This is a genomic window from Reyranella sp., assembly GCF_004296935.1.
In the GTDB taxonomy this organism is placed as follows: domain Bacteria; phylum Pseudomonadota; class Alphaproteobacteria; order Reyranellales; family Reyranellaceae; genus Reyranella.
The window spans coordinates 1-15,898 of record NZ_SCVH01000042.1 but is presented as its reverse complement, the minus strand read 5'-3'; the positions used below and the strand labels follow the sequence as shown (position 1 = coordinate 15,898).

At 67.1% G+C, this 15,898-nt stretch carries 15 protein-coding genes and 1 tRNA gene; 11 read left to right on the top strand and 5 right to left on the bottom strand.

Annotated elements, in window-relative coordinates; all coding sequences use genetic code 11:
• Positions 1 to 8: 8 nt before the first annotated feature.
• Positions 9 to 857 (bottom strand): tetratricopeptide repeat protein, encoded by an 849-nt coding sequence (locus EPO55_RS05290; protein ID WP_296335431.1) that lies wholly within the window; start codon positions 855 to 857, stop codon positions 9 to 11.
• A 36-nt stretch (positions 858 to 893) separates the two neighbouring features.
• Here EPO55_RS05290 and EPO55_RS05285 point away from each other — a divergent pair, with 36 nt between their 5' ends.
• A complete protein-coding gene (locus EPO55_RS05285) occupies positions 894 to 1,754 on the top strand; it encodes an SDR family oxidoreductase (RefSeq protein ID WP_296335430.1) in 861 nt (286 codons plus the stop codon).
• Here the strand turns inward: EPO55_RS05285 and EPO55_RS05280 are convergent.
• Complete coding sequence (locus EPO55_RS05280) at positions 1,751 to 2,497, bottom strand: alpha/beta hydrolase (protein WP_296335429.1); 747 nt, start codon at positions 2,495 to 2,497, stop codon at positions 1,751 to 1,753. The two genes, EPO55_RS05285 and EPO55_RS05280, sit on opposite strands and share 4 nt — an antisense overlap.
• 58 nt (positions 2,498 to 2,555) lie before the next feature.
• Here EPO55_RS05280 and EPO55_RS05275 point away from each other — a divergent pair, with 58 nt between their 5' ends.
• From EPO55_RS05275 to infC, 3 genes are all read left to right on the top strand, one after another.
• Positions 2,556 to 3,701 (top strand): glycosyltransferase, encoded by a 1,146-nt coding sequence (locus EPO55_RS05275; protein ID WP_296335428.1) that lies wholly within the window; start codon positions 2,556 to 2,558, stop codon positions 3,699 to 3,701.
• 227 nt (positions 3,702 to 3,928) lie between these two features.
• Positions 3,929 to 5,872, top strand: a complete 1,944-nt coding sequence (thrS, locus tag EPO55_RS05270) for a threonine--tRNA ligase (RefSeq protein ID WP_296335427.1) — start codon at positions 3,929 to 3,931, stop codon at positions 5,870 to 5,872.
• A 71-nt stretch (positions 5,873 to 5,943) separates the two neighbouring features.
• Positions 5,944 to 6,480: a translation initiation factor IF-3 gene (infC, locus tag EPO55_RS05265; protein WP_296335508.1), complete on the top strand. Its 537-nt coding sequence runs from the start codon at positions 5,944 to 5,946 to the stop codon at positions 6,478 to 6,480.
• Between the two features lie 16 nt (positions 6,481 to 6,496).
• Here infC and EPO55_RS05260 read toward each other — a convergent pair whose 3' ends face one another.
• Positions 6,497 to 7,324 (bottom strand): hypothetical protein, encoded by an 828-nt coding sequence (locus EPO55_RS05260; RefSeq protein WP_296335426.1) that lies wholly within the window; start codon positions 7,322 to 7,324, stop codon positions 6,497 to 6,499.
• Between the two features lie 36 nt (positions 7,325 to 7,360).
• On the opposite strand from EPO55_RS05260, the gene EPO55_RS05255 reads away from it, so the two are divergent.
• Positions 7,361 to 8,374 (top strand): hypothetical protein, encoded by a 1,014-nt coding sequence (locus EPO55_RS05255; RefSeq protein WP_296335425.1) that lies wholly within the window; start codon positions 7,361 to 7,363, stop codon positions 8,372 to 8,374.
• A gap of 8 nt (positions 8,375 to 8,382) precedes the next feature.
• Here the strand turns inward: EPO55_RS05255 and EPO55_RS05250 are convergent, their stop codons facing one another.
• Positions 8,383 to 9,141 carry an SDR family NAD(P)-dependent oxidoreductase gene (locus tag EPO55_RS05250; protein WP_296335424.1) on the bottom strand — a complete coding sequence of 253 codons (759 nt, stop codon included), beginning with the start codon at positions 9,139 to 9,141 and terminating at the stop codon, positions 8,383 to 8,385.
• Between the two features lie 203 nt (positions 9,142 to 9,344).
• On the opposite strand from EPO55_RS05250, the gene rpmI reads away from it, so the two are divergent.
• The 5 genes from rpmI to lepA all read left to right on the top strand — a co-directional run bounded on the left by rpmI (position 9,345) and on the right by lepA (position 15,301).
• Positions 9,345 to 9,548 carry a 50S ribosomal protein L35 gene (rpmI, locus tag EPO55_RS05245; protein WP_296335423.1) on the top strand — a complete coding sequence of 68 codons (204 nt, stop codon included), beginning with the start codon at positions 9,345 to 9,347 and terminating at the stop codon, positions 9,546 to 9,548.
• Between the two features lie 3 nt (positions 9,549 to 9,551).
• A complete protein-coding gene (gene rplT / locus EPO55_RS05240) occupies positions 9,552 to 9,908 on the top strand; it encodes a 50S ribosomal protein L20 (RefSeq protein WP_296335422.1) in 357 nt (118 codons plus the stop codon).
• Positions 9,909 to 10,007: 99 nt separating this feature from the next.
• Positions 10,008 to 11,087, top strand: a complete 1,080-nt coding sequence (pheS, locus tag EPO55_RS05235) for a phenylalanine--tRNA ligase subunit alpha (RefSeq protein WP_296335421.1) — start codon at positions 10,008 to 10,010, stop codon at positions 11,085 to 11,087.
• Positions 11,084 to 13,486, top strand: a complete 2,403-nt coding sequence (gene pheT, locus EPO55_RS05230) for a phenylalanine--tRNA ligase subunit beta (RefSeq protein ID WP_296335419.1) — start codon at positions 11,084 to 11,086, stop codon at positions 13,484 to 13,486. The genes pheS and pheT overlap by 4 nt, the downstream gene beginning before the upstream one ends.
• A gap of 12 nt (positions 13,487 to 13,498) precedes the next feature.
• Positions 13,499 to 15,301 carry a translation elongation factor 4 gene (lepA, locus tag EPO55_RS05225; protein WP_296335418.1) on the top strand — a complete coding sequence of 601 codons (1,803 nt, stop codon included), beginning with the start codon at positions 13,499 to 13,501 and terminating at the stop codon, positions 15,299 to 15,301.
• An 18-nt stretch (positions 15,302 to 15,319) separates the two neighbouring features.
• On the opposite strand, the gene EPO55_RS05220 is transcribed toward lepA, so the two are convergent.
• Positions 15,320 to 15,676 (bottom strand): hypothetical protein, encoded by a 357-nt coding sequence (locus tag EPO55_RS05220; RefSeq protein WP_296335417.1) that lies wholly within the window; start codon positions 15,674 to 15,676, stop codon positions 15,320 to 15,322.
• A gap of 134 nt (positions 15,677 to 15,810) precedes the next feature.
• Here EPO55_RS05220 and EPO55_RS05215 point away from each other — a divergent pair.
• Positions 15,811 to 15,897: transfer RNA gene (locus EPO55_RS05215), tRNA-Ser, on the top strand.
• Position 15,898: the final 1 nt, after the last annotated feature.

The window sequence follows — 15,898 nt, the reverse complement described above, 5'->3', positions numbered from 1 at the left end:
CCCGCATACTACCGCTTCCCGGAGGCTTTGGGCGCGGCGTTTGGCGCGGCGGGAGCCGTACCCGGACCGGCGGGGGCAAGGGTGGCGGCCGGTCGTTCGCCGCGCAACCCCGCCTCGGCCCGTCGCGCGCTGTCGGAGCCGGGAGGCACGATGCGCAGCACCCGGTTGAAGTCGTCGTTGGCCCGGGCCCGGTCGCCTCCTGCCAGGTTGGCAAAGCCGCGCTCGAGCAGGGCCTCGGTATGGTCGGGCGCGATCCGGAGCGCCCGCCCGGCGTCGGCCAGAGCCTGGCTCGTATTGCGGGCGTTGCGCCAGGCGGCGGCGCGCAGCACCAGGATCTCGACGTCGTCCGGCCGCAGGCGAAGCGCCTGATCGAAATCGGAAATGGCCCGCGGCCAGGCGAGCATGGCGGCGTTGCTGAGGCCACGATCGATCCACAGGTCGGGGTCGTTGCCCTTGAGCTCGATCGCCCGGGTTTGCGCCTGCGACGCCTTGTCGGCCTGTCCGCCTTCGATCCAGGCCTGGCCGGCCTGGGCCCAAAGTTCAGCCCTGAGGCCAGGGCGGTCCAGGCCCATGTCACGGGCGATCGATTCGAATTGCGCCGCCGCCTGGAGGTACTTGCCGGCCTGGAACATCGCCACGGCAACACAGTGGCGGGCACCCAGGCCACCGCCCTCGGCGTTCCATTTCTCGGCCGCCGGGAGCGCTTTGAGCGGCTCTTTGCGCGCCAGTTTCATGCACTCGGTGTAGCGCAACAGATGATCGGGCGTGCTCTCGAACGCGCTCAGGCCCTGGGCGGCCACAGAGGAGGCGAGGACCAGACCGAGCAGCACCGCAAGTACGGGAGCGCGAAACAACATCCTTGAAAAGAAGCGCGCCGGAGCGATCCTGACAAGATGACCAAACGCCTTTTCATTTTCGGCCTGGGCTATAGCGGCCTTGAAATCGCCCAGCTTGCGAAGGCCAGCGGCTGGACCGTGGCCGGCACCTGCACTGGCGCCGACAAAGCCGAACGACTGCGCGCCATGGGCATCGAAACCCATCTGTTCGACGGCACGGCGCCGTTGCCTGCCCAGGCTATGGACGGCGCCTCGCATGTTCTCTGCACCATTGCACCGGGCCCGACCGGCGATCCAGCACTCAGGACCTGCGCGTCGCTGCTGGGCCAGACGCGGTGGCTCGGCTATCTGTCGACCACCGGCGTCTATGGCGACCACGGCGGCGGCTGGGTCGACGAGGACACGCCGCCCACCCCCGGGCAGCCGCGCAGCATTGAGCGCCTGGCCGCCGAGCGCGGCTGGCAGGCGATGGCGCTCGAGGCCGGTGCCCGCCTCGACATCTTCCGGCTGCCCGGCATCTACGGTCCCGGCCGCAGCACGATCGACCAGGTGAAGGCCGGCACCGCGCGGCGCATCGACAAGCCTGGCCAATTCTTCTCGCGCGTCCACGTCGCCGACATCGCCGGCACCGTGCTGAAGGCGATGACCGAGCCACATCCCGGCGGCCTCTACAACGTGGCCGACGACCTTCCGGCGCCGAACAGTGAAGTCGTGGGCTTCGCCTTCACATTGCTGGGCCGGCCGGTGCCGCCGGCGATCCCGTGGGAGGAAGCGGCACCCACGATGACCGCGATGGCGCGCTCCTTCTATGGCGAGAACCGGCGTGTCAGGAACGACCGCCTCAAGCGCGAGTTGGGCGTCGTGTTGCGCTACCCGACCTATCGCGAAGGCCTGCGCGCGATCGCCGAATTGGGCTAGCGCGCCAGCTCTTCCACGATGGCGATCAGGCGGGCGATGTCGGCCGGCGTGCTGAGGCGGTGATCGCCCCCCTTGATCAGCGTCGTGATGACCTCGGGCGCCTCGAGGTGCGCCGCGATCTGCAGCGAATATTCCCATGGCACGTCCGGATCGCTCTGGCCGTGCAGCAACCGCACGGCACAGGGCAGCGCGAGTTTGCTGTCGAGCAGGAGATGGTTGCGTCCCTCCTCGATCAGCTTCCAGGTGAAGACCGAAGGCTCGGGCGAATATTGCGACGGCCGCTCCAGCCGGCCATCGCGCTCGAGGGCGATACGGTCCTCGGCCGAGAGTCCCTTCAGCAGCATGCGCTCGGTGAAATCGGGCGCAGCCGCGATCAGCACCAGCCCGGCCAGACGATCCGGCCTGTGGCGAGCCACCAGGAGCGACAACCAGCCGCCCATGCTCGAGCCCACCAGGACCAGCTTGCCGGTGGTGAGCTGATCGATCGCGGCCAACGAGTCATCGAGCCAGCGGCCGATCGTGCCATCCTCGAAACGGCCCGAGGACTGGCCGTGACCGAGATAGTCGAAGCGCAGGAAGGCACGACCGGTCTTTTCGGCCCAGGCTTCGAGCGCCATCGCCTTGGTGCCGGTCATGTCGGATCGGAAGCCGCCCAGGAACACCAACGCGGGCGTGCGGCCGTCGGTTTTTGCATAGGCGACGGTGTTGCCGTCGGGGCGCTGAAGCCGCTCGACTCTACCCACGTTGGCGCTCCCGTGTTACCTGCTCTTTCCTTTCCACTCATACGAAAAATCAGACGCCGTGTCCGCGCCCACGCTCCTGCAGATCGTGCCCACCCTCGCTGGTGGCGGCCTCGCCCGCGCCACGCTCGACGCGGCGCAGGCCGTGGTCGCCGCAGGCGGTTCGGCGCTCGTCGCCTCGCCTGGCGGTGCCCTGGTGCCCGACCTGCTGCGGCTGCGCGCGACGCACATCGAACTGCCCCTCGGCCGGCAGCGGCTGTGGGGACGACTTACCCTGCCGGCCAAGCTCGCGAGTTCGCTGCGCGATGCCCGGGTCGATGTCGTACAGGCCCGTTCCCCGGCCACCGGCTGGATCGCCCGCGCGCTGGCGCGACGGCTCGAGATCAAATGGATCGCCACGCTCCACCGGCCGTTCATCGCCGCGGATTTGATGGGACGCTTTCTCGAGCGGCGCCAGGTGCGCGCCGATGCCGTGATCGCGGTGTCCGATCACGTTGCGCGCGACGCGCTGCAGCGCTTTCCCACGCTCACCGACCGCCTCGAGACCATTCCGCCCGGCATCAATTTCGACCGTTTCGATCCGGCGATCGTGCGCGCCGACCGGCTGATCCGCCTCGCCGGCGAGCTGCGCGTGCCCGACGGCAGCCATCTCGTGCTCTGTCCCGCACGCTTCGGCGAGGACAACGGCCAGAAGATCCTGATCGAGGCGCTGAAGCGGCTGGGCCGCGACGACGTGTTCTGCCTGCTGCTGGGCTCGGTCGGCCCGCCGACACCGTTCGAACGCGAACTCGAGCGCGCGATCGAGGCCGCCGAGCTGCACGGCCGCATTCAGATCGGACCCTACGTCGACGACATGCCGGCAGCCTACATGCTGGCCGACGTGGTGGTGGCGACGGGCGGCAGCCGGCAGGGCTTCAGCCGCACCCTGGTCGAGGCCCAGGCGATGGGCCGGCCGGTGGTGGCGGAGGATGGCGGCGGCGCCGCCGAGACCGTGCGCCCCGGCGTCACCGGATGGCTGGCGCCGGCGGGCGATGCCTCGGCGCTGGCCGAGGCCTTGCGGAGCGCCCTGTCGCTATCGACCGAGCGGCGCGCCGAACTCGCCCGCGCCGCCCAGGAACATGTCCGTGGCCGCTATAGCCTGGCGCAGTCCAACAGCCGGCTGCTGCAGCTCTACGAACGCCTGTCCGCCGGCTCCAAGGCGTCATGACGCCAAAGTCTGGTCCGGCCCGTTCAGCCAGCCGAACTTGACTCTAGGCCACCGCGCAACTATCTCCGGGCGCATGGACCGGCTGTTTTCCAGCTTCCTGGCTTTCCCGACCACCGACCGAACTTGATTCGGCCGGGCGCGCGCGTTTGTGCCGCTTCCCGGCCGTTTACGACCGACGCTCCGCGTCGGGCGATGAAGCGCGTTCGGACTCCCAAGCGGTGGTTGCCATGATCAATATTTCCCTGCCGGATGGCTCGATCCGGAAATTCGACAAACCGGTGAGCGGCACGGAGATCGCCGCCTCGATCGGTCCCGGCCTCGCCAAGGCAGCTTTGGCTCTGCGCGTCGATGGCAAGATGGTCGACCTTGCCCATGTCGTCGACCACGACGCCAAGATCGGCATCGTGACGTCGAAGGACCCCGCGGCGCTGGAGCTGCTGCGCCACGACGCGGCGCACGTGCTGGCCCAGGCCGTCCAGGAACTCTACCCCGGCACGCAGATCACGTTCGGCCCGGCGACCGAGGATGGCTTCTACTACGACTTCGTACGCGAGCAGCCGTTCTCTCCGGAGGACTTCGCCAGGATCGAGCAGCGGATGGCCGAGATCGTCGACCGCAACCTGCCGATCGTGCGCGAGGTGTGGGACCGCGCCAGGATCAAGGAACACTTCCAGAAGCACGGGGAGAGCTTCAAGGCCCAATGGGCCGACGAACTGCCCAAGGACGAGGTGATCTCGGTCTACAAGCAGGGCGACTGGCTCGACATGTGCCTCGGCCCGCACCTGCCCTCGACGGGCAAGCTCGGCAAGGCGTTCAAGCTCACGAAGGTGTCGGGCGCCTACTGGCGCGGCGACAGGAACAACGCCCAGCTCCAGCGCGTCTACGGCACGGTCTTCTTCACGACCCAGGATCTGAAGGAACACCTGCACCGCATCGAGGAGGCCGAGAAGCGCGACCATCGCAAGATCGGCCGCGAGATGGGCCTCTTCCACCAGCAGGAAGAAGCGGCCGGCATGGTGTTCTGGCATCCCAAGGGCTGGACGTTCTGGCGCACGCTCGAGGGCTACCTGCGACGCAAGCTCGAGGCCGGCGGCTATGTCGAGGTGAAGACGCCGCAGCTCGTCGACCGCAAGCTGTGGGAAGAATCGGGTCACTGGGAGAAGTTCCGCGAGAACATGTATCTCAGCGAGAACGAGGATGGCCTGCGCGACTACATGGCCGATCCGGCGCAGCGCATCTTCGCGCTGAAGCCGATGAACTGCCCGTGCCACGTCGAGATCTTCAACGTGGGCCTCAGGAGTTACCGCGAGCTGCCGCTGCGCATGGCCGAGATGGGCTCGTGCCACCGCTTCGAACCGTCGGGCGCGCTGCACGGCATCCTGCGCGTGCGCAACTTCACGCAGGACGACGCCCATATCTTCTGCACCGAGGAACAGATCGAGAGCGAGACGATCCGCTTCTGCAAGCTCCTGGACGAGGTCTATCGCGACCTGGGCTTTACGGACTATTTCGTGAAGTTCTCCGACCGTCCGCCGGTGCGCGCCGGCACCGATGCGGTGTGGGACCAGGCCGAGGAGGCGCTGAAGTCGGCGTCCAAGGCCGCGGGACTCGACCTCATCCTCAATCCCGGTGAGGGCGCGTTCTACGGGCCCAAGCTCGAGTTCGTGCTGCGCGACGCCATCGGCCGCGACTGGCAGTGCGGCACGCTTCAGGTCGATTTCGTCCTGCCCGAGCGGCTGGATGCGCACTACGTAGCCGAGGACGGATCGCGCAAGCGGCCTGTCATGCTGCATCGCGCCATCTTCGGCAGCTTCGAACGCATGATCGGCATCCTGATCGAGAACTATGCCGGTCGCTTCCCACTGTGGCTGGCGCCGACGCAGGCGGTTGTGGCCACGGTCGTGAACGACGCCGACGGCTATGCCAACGAAGTCGCCGACGCGCTCCGCGCCGCCGGCATGCGGGTCGACACCGACCTCAGCAACGAGAAGATCAACTACAAGGTCCGCGAGCATTCGCTGGCGCACGTGCCGCTGATCATCGCGGTCGGCCGGCGCGACATGGAAGCCCGCACGATCGCCATCCGGCGCCTCGGCTCGGAGAAGCAGGAGGTCCTTGAACTCGGGGCCGCCGTCACTACACTTTCAAATGAGGCCCGGCCGCCCTTCTAGGGCGGCCGCGGTTTCGCATCCCGCCCCGTCCGTATCGCAAGAAGGGGGGCTTCAACGAAGGAGAGAAAGCCATAGCCAGACCTGCTCAACAGAGCGCGCCCACCCGCGAGGGTCCGCGCGTTAACGGCGAAATCAAGTCGCCGCAAGTCCGACTGATCGACGAGAACGGCGAGATGGTCGGCGTCGTCAGCACCCGCGAGGCCATCGAGATGGCCGAGGAAGCCAGTCTCGACCTGATCGAGATCTCGCCCAACGCGGTTCCGCCGGTCGCCAAGATTTCCGACTACGGCAAGTACAAGTACGAAGCGCAGAAGAAGGCTCACGAGGCGCGCAAGCACCAGAAGGTCATCGAGGTCAAGGAGATCAAGATGCGCCCGAACATCGACGAGCATGACTACGAAGTGAAGATGCGCGCCATGAAGCGGTTCATCGAGGAAGGCGACAAGGTGAAGGTCACCCTGCGTTTCCGTGGCCGCGAGATGGTTCACTCCGAGCTCGGACTACAGGTCCTCAACCGCGTGCGTGGCGAGATGGACCCCCTGACCAAGATCGAATCGATGCCGCGCATGGAAGGCCGGCAGATGATCATGGTACTGGCGCCCAAGTAGGCGCCAGAACTGCCGCCTATTTCTTCAGGGACCGCGCGCGCAACGTCACGCTTCCGACGTCGCGCGAGGCGTCCGGGTCGAACTGGCCGCCAGCCACCGCACCGTCCGGCCAGCGCACGCTGTAGACCATCTCGCCCGGGAACAACATCGGACCGTCCGCCCTGGCGTTCATCCAATAGTCGCAGCGCACGGGGTCGTCGGCGTCGAGCTGCTGGGCGCGGCAAATCTGGTGCAGCACGTAAGGAATGAATCGCACACGGCCACCTTCGGGGGCCGTCTTGTGGTTGAGCGCCGTCGATCGGATTTCCAGGCCGCAACGGTTGGCCTTGAAGATCCTGGCCGCGCCCGTGGCGGCACGGCGAATTTCCTCGAGGCTGCCAGTCATGGCGTCGAGGGCGCGCTCGCGCGCCGCGTCGGTGAAGCCCGCGGCAATCAACGCCGCCTCGTAGTGGCCGATCACCTCGCCGACCGTCGCCGCGGGATAGCCAGCGCGCACCAGATCACGCGCCCAGGAATGGGTTTCCAGCGCCCGGGTGACCATGGCGCCGGTGAGGCCTGCATGCTCCGACCAGTCGCCGAGCACGTTGGCCACGGCCCAACAGTATTTCAGCAGATTGTAGCCCTCGGGCTCGACCGGCAGCGCCCGCGCATGGATGATGCCGATCGACTGGCCGACCACCGTCTTGATCAGCACGTACTGGCTGGATGGGTTGTCGCGCACGCGCTCGGAGCTGGACTTGGGCGGGCTGGGCACGATTGAAGCCGTTTGCGCCGCCGCCGGCGGCGCGGCGGCGGCCAAGCCCACGACCACGGCCGCCACGACGATCCTTGCGGCCTTCCACATCCGGCAATGGTAGCCTCGGTCTCCGGAGATGCCCGCATGAGATGGTTGATAGCGACGCTCGTCCTCGCAGCGTCGATCGCGACGGCCGAAGCCCAGCTGGCCACACAGCCCACCCCCCAGCCGCTCAATGCGGAGGCTGCCCGCCTCTTCAACGATTTCCAGAACTTCGCGCCGCACCGCGCCTTCGTGGTCGGTGCGGACGGCAAGGCGAACTGGCAGGCCGGCGTCAGCGGTCCCAATCCTGCCAGTGCCATCGCCTCGGCAATGAAGCGCTGCGAAGACCGCGGGCCGCAAACCTGCACCCTGCACGTCGTCAACAATTACACCGTCACGGGCCAGGACTGGCGGCAACTGGTGCCGGCACGCGCCGCCGACGCCCCGGATATCGGTCGTCTGCGGCCGCAACCCTACTGGTCGATGCGCGGCCCGCAGCTCGCCACCGGCCTGATCGTCTGGAGCCACGGCTACATGGCGGGCAAGAACGCCACCGACAGCGCGCCGCAATCCTGGGTCGGGCGCTTCACCCGCCTGGGCTACGACCTCTATCGTTTCGACCGCGAGTGGATTTCCGACTGGGCGAGCGACGCCACGGCCCTGGCAACCGCGGTCGGCAAAGCCCGCGAACTGGGCTATCGCCGGGTCGTGCTGGCCGGCCAGTCGGCCGGCGCCTGGGTGTCGCTGGCGGCCGCCATGCGCGGCGCCAAGGTCGACGGCGTGATCTCGATCGCGGCGGCCCACCACGGCACCGTCGACAAGATGCGCGACACCACACGGGCACGCTCGGAATGGCAACAGGTGATCAAGGGCCTGAAGCCGGGTCCCGCCATCGTGGTGGTGAATTTCGCCGACGATACCTACGACGTCGGCGGCCGCATGGCCGATGCCAAGGCCGCGTTCGCCGCCTCCGGCGTCACCGGTCTGGTGATCGACGATCCCGACGGCTTCAAGGGCCACGGCGCCGGCAGCGAGTCTGGCTTCGCGCGCAAGTTCGGTCCCTGTCTCGTGGCCTTCGTCGAGACACGCAAGAAGCAGGCGCCGTGTGGCGACTAGCATGCGATTCACGGCATGTATGAGCCGCCGTTGACGTGCAGCACCTGGCCCGTCGTGGCGTTGGATTCGTCGGAAGCGAGGAACACGGCGGTACGCGCGATCTGCTCCGGCGTGAGCAGGCGGCCGCCGAGCGGAATGGTGGTTCGAGCCATTTCGACGAGTTCGTCGTCGCTGTTGCCGTAGCGCGGCTGCGCGGTGTCGGTGAGGCCGGGTGCAATGGCATTGACGCGGATTCCGCGCGGCGCGAGTTCGAGCGCCAACGCCCGGGTCATCGACACCACGCCACCCTTGCTGGCGCTGTAGTGGACGCCGCGCACGGCGCCCCGGATGGCCGACGAGGAAAGATTGATCACCGAACCGCCCTGCTTGCCTGACGCAATCAACGCTTTGGCCATCGCAATGGTTGCAAAGCAGCCAGCCTTCAGGTTGACGTCGAGGACTAGGTCCCAGTCGCTCTCGCGCATCTCCAAGAGCGGCACCCGCGGATAGACGCCGGCATTGTTGACCAGGATATCGGGCGCCCCGAGCTGGCGGACGGTCTCGGCCACCATGGCCTCGACCTCGGCGAGCCGGGCGACGTCGACCTTGACCAGGTGGGCACGGCACCCGGCCGCCCGCACCCTGGCCGCCACGGCCTCGGCGCCGGCCCGGTCGTCGAGCCAGGTAAGGGCCACGTCGGCCCCCTCGCCGGCCAGCGCCGCCGCTATGGCGGCCCCGATGCCCTGCTGGGCGCCGGTCACGAGCGCCACTTTCCCGGCCAGTTTCATGGCAAAATCCCCCTGCAAAGACTGACTTTGGCACATCCGCCCGTGCTTGCATGGGCGAACCCCCGCCGCTATAAGCCCCGTTCCTTCGAGCGGCCTGGCCAATAAGGGCATTGCCTCGGCTGCTTTGTAAGGACTTTTCGACCCCCTTTCACGAGAGGGTCGGGACCTGCGCTCAGGCGCTAACCCTTTGAAAAGGAACAAAAATGCCCAAGATGAAGACCAAGAGCGGGGCCAAGAAGCGTTTTCGCTTCACCGCCTCGGGCAAGATCAAGCATGGCGTGGCCGGCAAGCGGCACGGCATGAGCAAGCGGGGTAACCGCTTCCTCCGCCAGGCGACCGGGATGGCCATCGTGTCCGAGCCGGACACGCGGATCATCAAGCGCAACTTCTTTCCGTACGAGAGGTAGACCATGTCACGCGTCAAGCGGGGCGTGACTGCACACGCTCGTCACAAGAAGGTTCTCAAGCTCGCCAAGGGCTATCGCGGCCGCGCCAAGGCGGCGTTCCGCGTCGGCATCGAGAAGGTCGAAAAGGGCCTGCAATATGCCTACCGTGATCGCCGCAACAAGAAGCGTGCGTTCCGGGGTCTCTGGATCCAGCGCATCAACGCCGCGACCCGTGAGCATGGCCTCACCTACTCGCAGTTCATGAACGGCATCCTCAAGGCCGGGATCGAGGTCGACCGCAAGGTCATGGCCGATCTCGCCGTGCGGGAGCCGGCGGCGTTCAAGGCCTTGGTCGATCAGGCCCAGGCCGCCCTCAAGTAAGTTCGCGGCGCCGTACAACGGCGCAACGGGCAGAGACAGCAAAGAGGGAGCCTGGACCGCAGGCTCCCTTTTTCGCGTTCGGTTCGGAGAGAGCGACGGATGAGTGATCTTTCGACCATACGCAGCGAGGCGCTTGAGGCCGTGTCGGCCGCCGCCGATCTGACGGCGCTCGAGGCGGCGCGCGTGGCCGTGCTCGGCAAGAAGGGCAGCGTCACCGGACTGATGAAGACGCTGGGCGCGATGGCGCCGGAGCAGCGCAAGGAGTTTGGTGCGAAGGTCAACGAGCTGAAGGGCGAGGTCGAAGCCGCGCTCGAGGCGCGCAAGAGCACGCTCGGCGCCTCGGCGCTGGAAGCACGACTGGCAGCGGAGAAGATCGACGTCAGCCTGCCGACGCGGCCGGCCCGCGAAGGAACGCTGCACCCGATCGGCCAGGTGATGGATGAACTCGGCGTCATCTTCGGCGAGATGGGTTTCACCTGGGCCGACGGTCCCGACATCGAGGACGACTGGCACAACTTCACCGCGCTCAACATCCCGCCCGACCATCCGGCTCGGCAGATGCAGGACACGTTCTATCTGCCGCCGCGCGCCGACGGCACGCCCGTCGTGCTGCGCACCCACACCTCGCCGGTGCAGGCGCGCACCATGCTGAGCAAGGATGTGCAGAAGATGCTGGCCGCCGGCGGCTCTCTTCGCATCATCGTGCCGGGCCGCACCTTCCGCATCGACAGCGACGCCACGCACACGCCAATGTTCCACCAGGTCGAGGGGCTGGTGATCGACCGCACGACGCACATGGGCCATCTCAAGGGCTGCCTGGTCGATTTCTGCCGAGCCTTCTTCGAGGTCGACGACCTGCCGCTGCGCTTCCGCCCCTCCTACTTCCCCTTCACCGAGCCGTCGGCCGAGGTCGACATCGGCTGTTCGTGGAAGGACGGCGAACTCAAGATCGGCGCCGGCGATTCGTGGCTGGAAATCCTGGGCTCCGGCATGGTCCATCCCAATGTGATCCGGAACTGCGGGCTCGATCCCGCCGTCTACCAGGGCTTCGCCTTCGGCATGGGCATCGATCGCATCGCCATGCTGAAGTACGGCATCCCCGATCTACGCTCGTTCTTCGACGCCGACCTGCGCTGGCTGCGTCACTACGGCTTCTCCGCCCTGGAGGCCGTGCGATGAAATTCACGCTCTCCTGGCTGAAGGAACATCTCGACACCAAGGCGACGCTCGCCGAGGTGCGCGACACGCTGACCATGCTCGGCCTCGAGGTCGAGGGCATCACCAATCCCGCCGAGGCCCTGAAAGGCTTCGTGGTCGGCTATGTCGTCGAAGCCATCCAGCATCCCAACGCCGACCGGCTGCGCGTCTGCAAGGTCGACACCGGCACGGGCACCATCGTCCAGGTCGTGTGCGGCGCGCCCAACGCGCGGGCCGGCATGAAGGGCATCTTCGCGCCGCCGGGCAGCTATATCCCCGGCACCGACCTGCACCTGAAGGTCGGCAAGATCCGCGGCGAGGAGAGCAACGGCATGCTCTGTTCCTCGCGCGAGCTGCAACTCGGCGACGACCACAGCGGCATCATCGACCTCGCCCCTGAAGCCGTGATCGGGCAGCCGGCCGCGGAAGCGCTCGGCCTCGACGACGCCGTGATCGAGATCAAGGTGACGCCCAACCGCGGCGATTGCCTGGGCGTGCACGGGATCGCGCGCGACCTCGCTGCCGCTGGCCTCGGCACGCTGAAGCTCGTGAAGGCTGACGCTGTCGAGGGCGGTTACGCCAGCCCGATCAAGTGGACGCATGGTTACGAAGCCAAGCCCGACAGTCCCTGCCCCATCGTCGTCGGCCGGCATTTCCGCGGCATCAAGAACGGGCCCTCGCCCGACTGGCTGCAGCGCCGGCTGAAGGCCATCGGGCTTCGGCCGATCTCGGCCCTGGTCGACATCACCAACCTGGTGACGTTCGATCTCAACCGGCCGCTGCACGTGTTCGATGCCGGCAAGCTGGCGGGCGATCTCGTCATGCGCCAGGCACGCGAAGGCGAGCAGATCCTGGCGCTCGACGGCAAGACCTATACGCTCGACCCAACGATCTCGGTGATCGCCGATTCGAAGGGCGTGCACGGCGTCGGCGGCATCATGGGCGGCGAGGATACCGGCGTACGCGACGACACCACCGAGGTGTTTCTGGAGGCCGCATACTTCCAGCCGATCGGCATCGCGGCCTCGGGCCGCAAGCTCGGCATTCTCTCCGACGCGCGCTACCGCAACGAGCGCGGCATCGATCCCGAATCCTGCCTGTGGGGCGCCGAGGTGGCGACCCGACTGATCCTCGAGCTGTGCGGCGGCGAAGCGAGCGAGATCACCAGAAGCGGCGTGATGCCGAACTGGCAGCGGAGTTTTACGCTGCGCCCGGATCGCGTGAAGACTCTCACCGGCATCGATGTGCCGGGCGCGGATACCGCTTCCATTCTGGGCAAGCTCGGCTTCAAGGTCGACGGCCAGGGCCCGTGGACGGCCGCCGTCCCCTCCTGGCGCCCCGACATCGTGGGCGAGGCCGACCTGGTGGAAGAAGTGACCCGCGTCTGGGGCTTCGACAAGATCCCGACGACCTCGCTGCCGCGGCTGTCGGCCACCTCAAAGCCGGTGCGCGACCCGATCCAGCGCCGGGTGCCACAGGCCCGCCGGGCGCTGGGCGCGCGCGGCATGAACGAGGCCGTCACCTGGTCATTCCTGCCCTACAAGAAGGCGGAACGCTTCGGCGGCGGCCAACCCGACCTCAGGCTCCTGAACTCGATCGATGCAACGCTCGACACCATGCGGCCATCGATCCTGCCCAACCTGATCGAGGCGGCGACGCGCAACGAGGCGCGCGGCCTTTCCGATCCGGCATTGTTCGAGGTCGGCCCGCAATACAAGGACGCGAGCCCCACCGGGCAGCGCACCGTGGCCGCGGGGCTGCGGCACAACATGGCCGTGCCGCGCAACTGGGCCGGCCCCGCGCGAACGGTCGATGCCTTCGACGCCAAGGCCGATGCGCTCGCCGTGCTGGCCAGCATCGGCGCGCCGGTCGAGAACATGTCGGCGCAAGCAGGCGCGCCGGACTGGTATCACCCCGGCCGCTCAGGGGCGATCAAACTCGGCGACCGCGTGATGGCGCATTTCGGCGAGTTGCATCCGGAAATCACCGCCGCTGCCGACCTCAAGGGCCCGGTCGCGGCCTTCGAGGTCTTCCTCGACGCCCCACCGCCGCCCAAGGCCAAGGCCACCAAGGCGCGGCCAAAGCTCGTGCTCTCGGCCTTCCAGCCAGTCGAGCGCGACTTCGCCTTTCTGGTCGATGCCGCGATCGAGGCTGAGAAGATCGCCCGGGCCGCGCGCAACGCCGACAAGGCGCTGATCGCGGGCGCGCGCGTGTTCGACCTCTACGCCGGCAAGGGCGTGCCCGAGGGTAAGAAATCCATCGCCATCGCCGTCACCCTGCAGCCGGTCGAGCGCACGCTGACCGACGCGGAGATCGAGGCGGTGTCGACCAAGATCGTCGCGGCTGTCGTAAAGGCAACCGGCGCCGTGTTGCGTGGGTAGAGTTCAAGTGAAATGACCGATCTGTCGTTGATCCGCAATTTCTCGATCATTGCCCATATCGACCATGGCAAGAGCACGCTGGCCGACCGGCTGCTGATGGCCTGTGGCGCGGTGAGCGAACGCGAGTTCCACGACCAGATGCTCGATTCGATGGATATCGAGCGCGAGCGCGGCATCACCATCAAGGCGCAGACCGTGCGCCTCAACTACAAGGCAAAGGACGGCAAGGCCTACGTCCTGAACCTGATGGACACGCCCGGCCACGTCGACTTCGCCTACGAGGTCAGCCGTTCGCTGGCCGCCTGCGAGGGCTCGCTGCTCGTGGTCGATGCAAGCCAAGGCGTCGAGGCGCAGACCCTGGCCAACGCCTATCACGCCATCGACGCCAACCACGAGATCATTCCGGTCCTGAACAAGATCGACCTGCCCTCGGCCGATCCGCAGCGCGTATGCACCGAGATCGAGGACGTGGTCGGCATCGACACGTCCGAAGCCGTCATGGTCTCGGCCAAGACCGGCCTCGGCATCGACGACCTGCTCGAGGCCATGGTGAAGCGCCTGCCGGCGCCGAAGGGCAGCCGCGAGGCTCCGCTGAAGGCCCTGCTGGTCGACAGCTGGTACGACCCGTACCTCGGTGTCGTCACTCTGGTGCGCGTGCAGGACGGCGTGCTGCGCCGGGGCATGAAGATCCGCATGATGGCGGCCGCCGCGGCGTACGACCTCGACAAGGTCGGCATCTTCGCGCCCAAGGCCACTGACGTGGCCGAGCTGGGTCCGGGCGAGATCGGCTTCATCATCGCCGGCATAAAGACCATCGCCGACTGCAAGGTGGGTGACACGATCACCGACGACCGCAAGCCCGCGACCGAGATGCTGGCGGGCTTCAAGCCCAGCGTCCCGGTGGTGTTCTGCGGTCTCTTCCCCGCCGATGCTGCCGAGTTCGAGGTGCTGCGCGAGTCGCTCGCCAAGCTCCGCCTCAACGACTCATCGTTCCATTTCGAGGCCGAGACCAGCGCGGCCCTTGGCTTCGGCTTCCGCTGCGGCTTTCTGGGCCTGCTCCATCTCGAGATCGTGCAGGAGCGGCTGGAGCGCGAATTCAATCTCGACCTCGTCACGACGGCGCCCTCGGTCGTGTACAAGGTGAAGCTGACCGACGGCACGTCGATGGAGCTGCACAATCCGGCCGACTATCCCGATCCGATGAAGATCGAGTCGATGGAAGAGCCGTGGATCAAGGCCACGATCATCACGCCCGACGAGCATCTCGGCTCCGTGCTGACGCTTTGCCAGGAGCGCCGCGGCCAGCAGATCGAGCTCACCTATGCCGGCACGCGCGCCATGGCGATCTACCGCCTGCCGCTGAACGAGGTCGTGTTCGACTTCTACGACCGGCTGAAGTCGATGACGCGCGGCTATGCGAGCTTCGACTACGAGATGGACGGCTACGAGGAGAGCGACCTGGTGAAGCTCACCATCCTGGTGAACGCCGAGCCGGTCGATGCGCTGTCGATGATCGTGCACAAGAACGCCGCCGAGAGCCGCGGCCGTGCGCTGTGCGAGCGGTTGAAGGACCTGATCCCGCGCCAGCTCTTCAAGATCGCCATCCAGGCGGCGATCGGCGGCCGCGTTGTCGCGCGCGAGACCATCAGCCCGATGCGCAAGGACGTGCTGGCCAAGTGCTACGGCGGCGACATCAGCCGCAAGAAGAAGCTCTTGGAGAAGCAGAAGAAGGGCAAGAAGCGCATGCGACAGATCGGCGAGGTCGAGATCCCGCAGTCGGCCTTCATCGCCGCGCTGAAGATGGACAACCGTTAGGCCCGATCGGGCGGTGGCTCAGAGTCCGCGGCTGCGCCGGCGCCGGGGTGGCCTGGAGCCGATGACGAAGCCGCCTTCCGCGCCCTCACCGTCTCGCCCGCCCAGCCACAGAAAGACGACGCCAAGCACGAGGAAGGCGGGCAAAGCCGGGATCATCAGGACCGGCCGCACCAGCCAGTTCCACAGCGAAACCGACAGATGGCGCTGGACCGCATTCTGGGCATCGCCCAGCGAACGGATATCGAGATGCGACCAGAGATCCCCCAGCCCCAACAGGTGGAAAGTCCCTTCCGTCCACCAGGCGAGGCAATCATGCACGACCGCTGCCACGGCCATGGCCAGCAGCAGCCACCCCAATACGCGAAACACCACCATCGATCCCCCAAATGGCGGCCGGCACCCTAGCCAAGACGAGGGGCCGGGGGAAGATGCCGTTGCCCCTTGCCCGCACCCCTTGTCCGTTGCTCTGGCCAACTGCCGCGCTATAAGAGCGGCCGACCGCGCTTCCCGGACAGGTGGCCGAGCGGTTTAAGGCACACGCTTGGAAAGCGTGCGTGGTGTAACAGCCACCGCGGGTTCGAATCCCGCCCTGTCCGC

Excerpts from the sequence above, each read along its gene's own strand:
- EPO55_RS05290 (WP_296335431.1), bottom strand. The coding sequence starts at position 857 with ATGTTGTTTCGCGCTCCCGTACTTGCGGTGCTGCTCGGTCTGGTCCTC.
- EPO55_RS05285 (WP_296335430.1), top strand. The coding sequence starts at position 894 with ATGACCAAACGCCTTTTCATTTTCGGCCTGGGCTATAGCGGCCTTGAA.
- thrS (WP_296335427.1), top strand. The coding sequence starts at position 3,929 with ATGATCAATATTTCCCTGCCGGATGGCTCGATCCGGAAATTCGACAAA.
- EPO55_RS05260 (WP_296335426.1), bottom strand. The coding sequence starts at position 7,324 with ATGTGGAAGGCCGCAAGGATCGTCGTGGCGGCCGTGGTCGTGGGCTTG.
- EPO55_RS05255 (WP_296335425.1), top strand. The coding sequence starts at position 7,361 with ATGAGATGGTTGATAGCGACGCTCGTCCTCGCAGCGTCGATCGCGACG.
- EPO55_RS05250 (WP_296335424.1), bottom strand. The coding sequence starts at position 9,141 with ATGAAACTGGCCGGGAAAGTGGCGCTCGTGACCGGCGCCCAGCAGGGC.
- rpmI (WP_296335423.1), top strand. The coding sequence starts at position 9,345 with ATGCCCAAGATGAAGACCAAGAGCGGGGCCAAGAAGCGTTTTCGCTTC.
- rplT (WP_296335422.1), top strand. The coding sequence starts at position 9,552 with ATGTCACGCGTCAAGCGGGGCGTGACTGCACACGCTCGTCACAAGAAG.
- pheS (WP_296335421.1), top strand. The coding sequence starts at position 10,008 with ATGAGTGATCTTTCGACCATACGCAGCGAGGCGCTTGAGGCCGTGTCG.
- pheT (WP_296335419.1), top strand. The coding sequence starts at position 11,084 with ATGAAATTCACGCTCTCCTGGCTGAAGGAACATCTCGACACCAAGGCG.
- lepA (WP_296335418.1), top strand. The coding sequence starts at position 13,499 with ATGACCGATCTGTCGTTGATCCGCAATTTCTCGATCATTGCCCATATC.
- EPO55_RS05220 (WP_296335417.1), bottom strand. The coding sequence starts at position 15,676 with ATGGTGGTGTTTCGCGTATTGGGGTGGCTGCTGCTGGCCATGGCCGTG.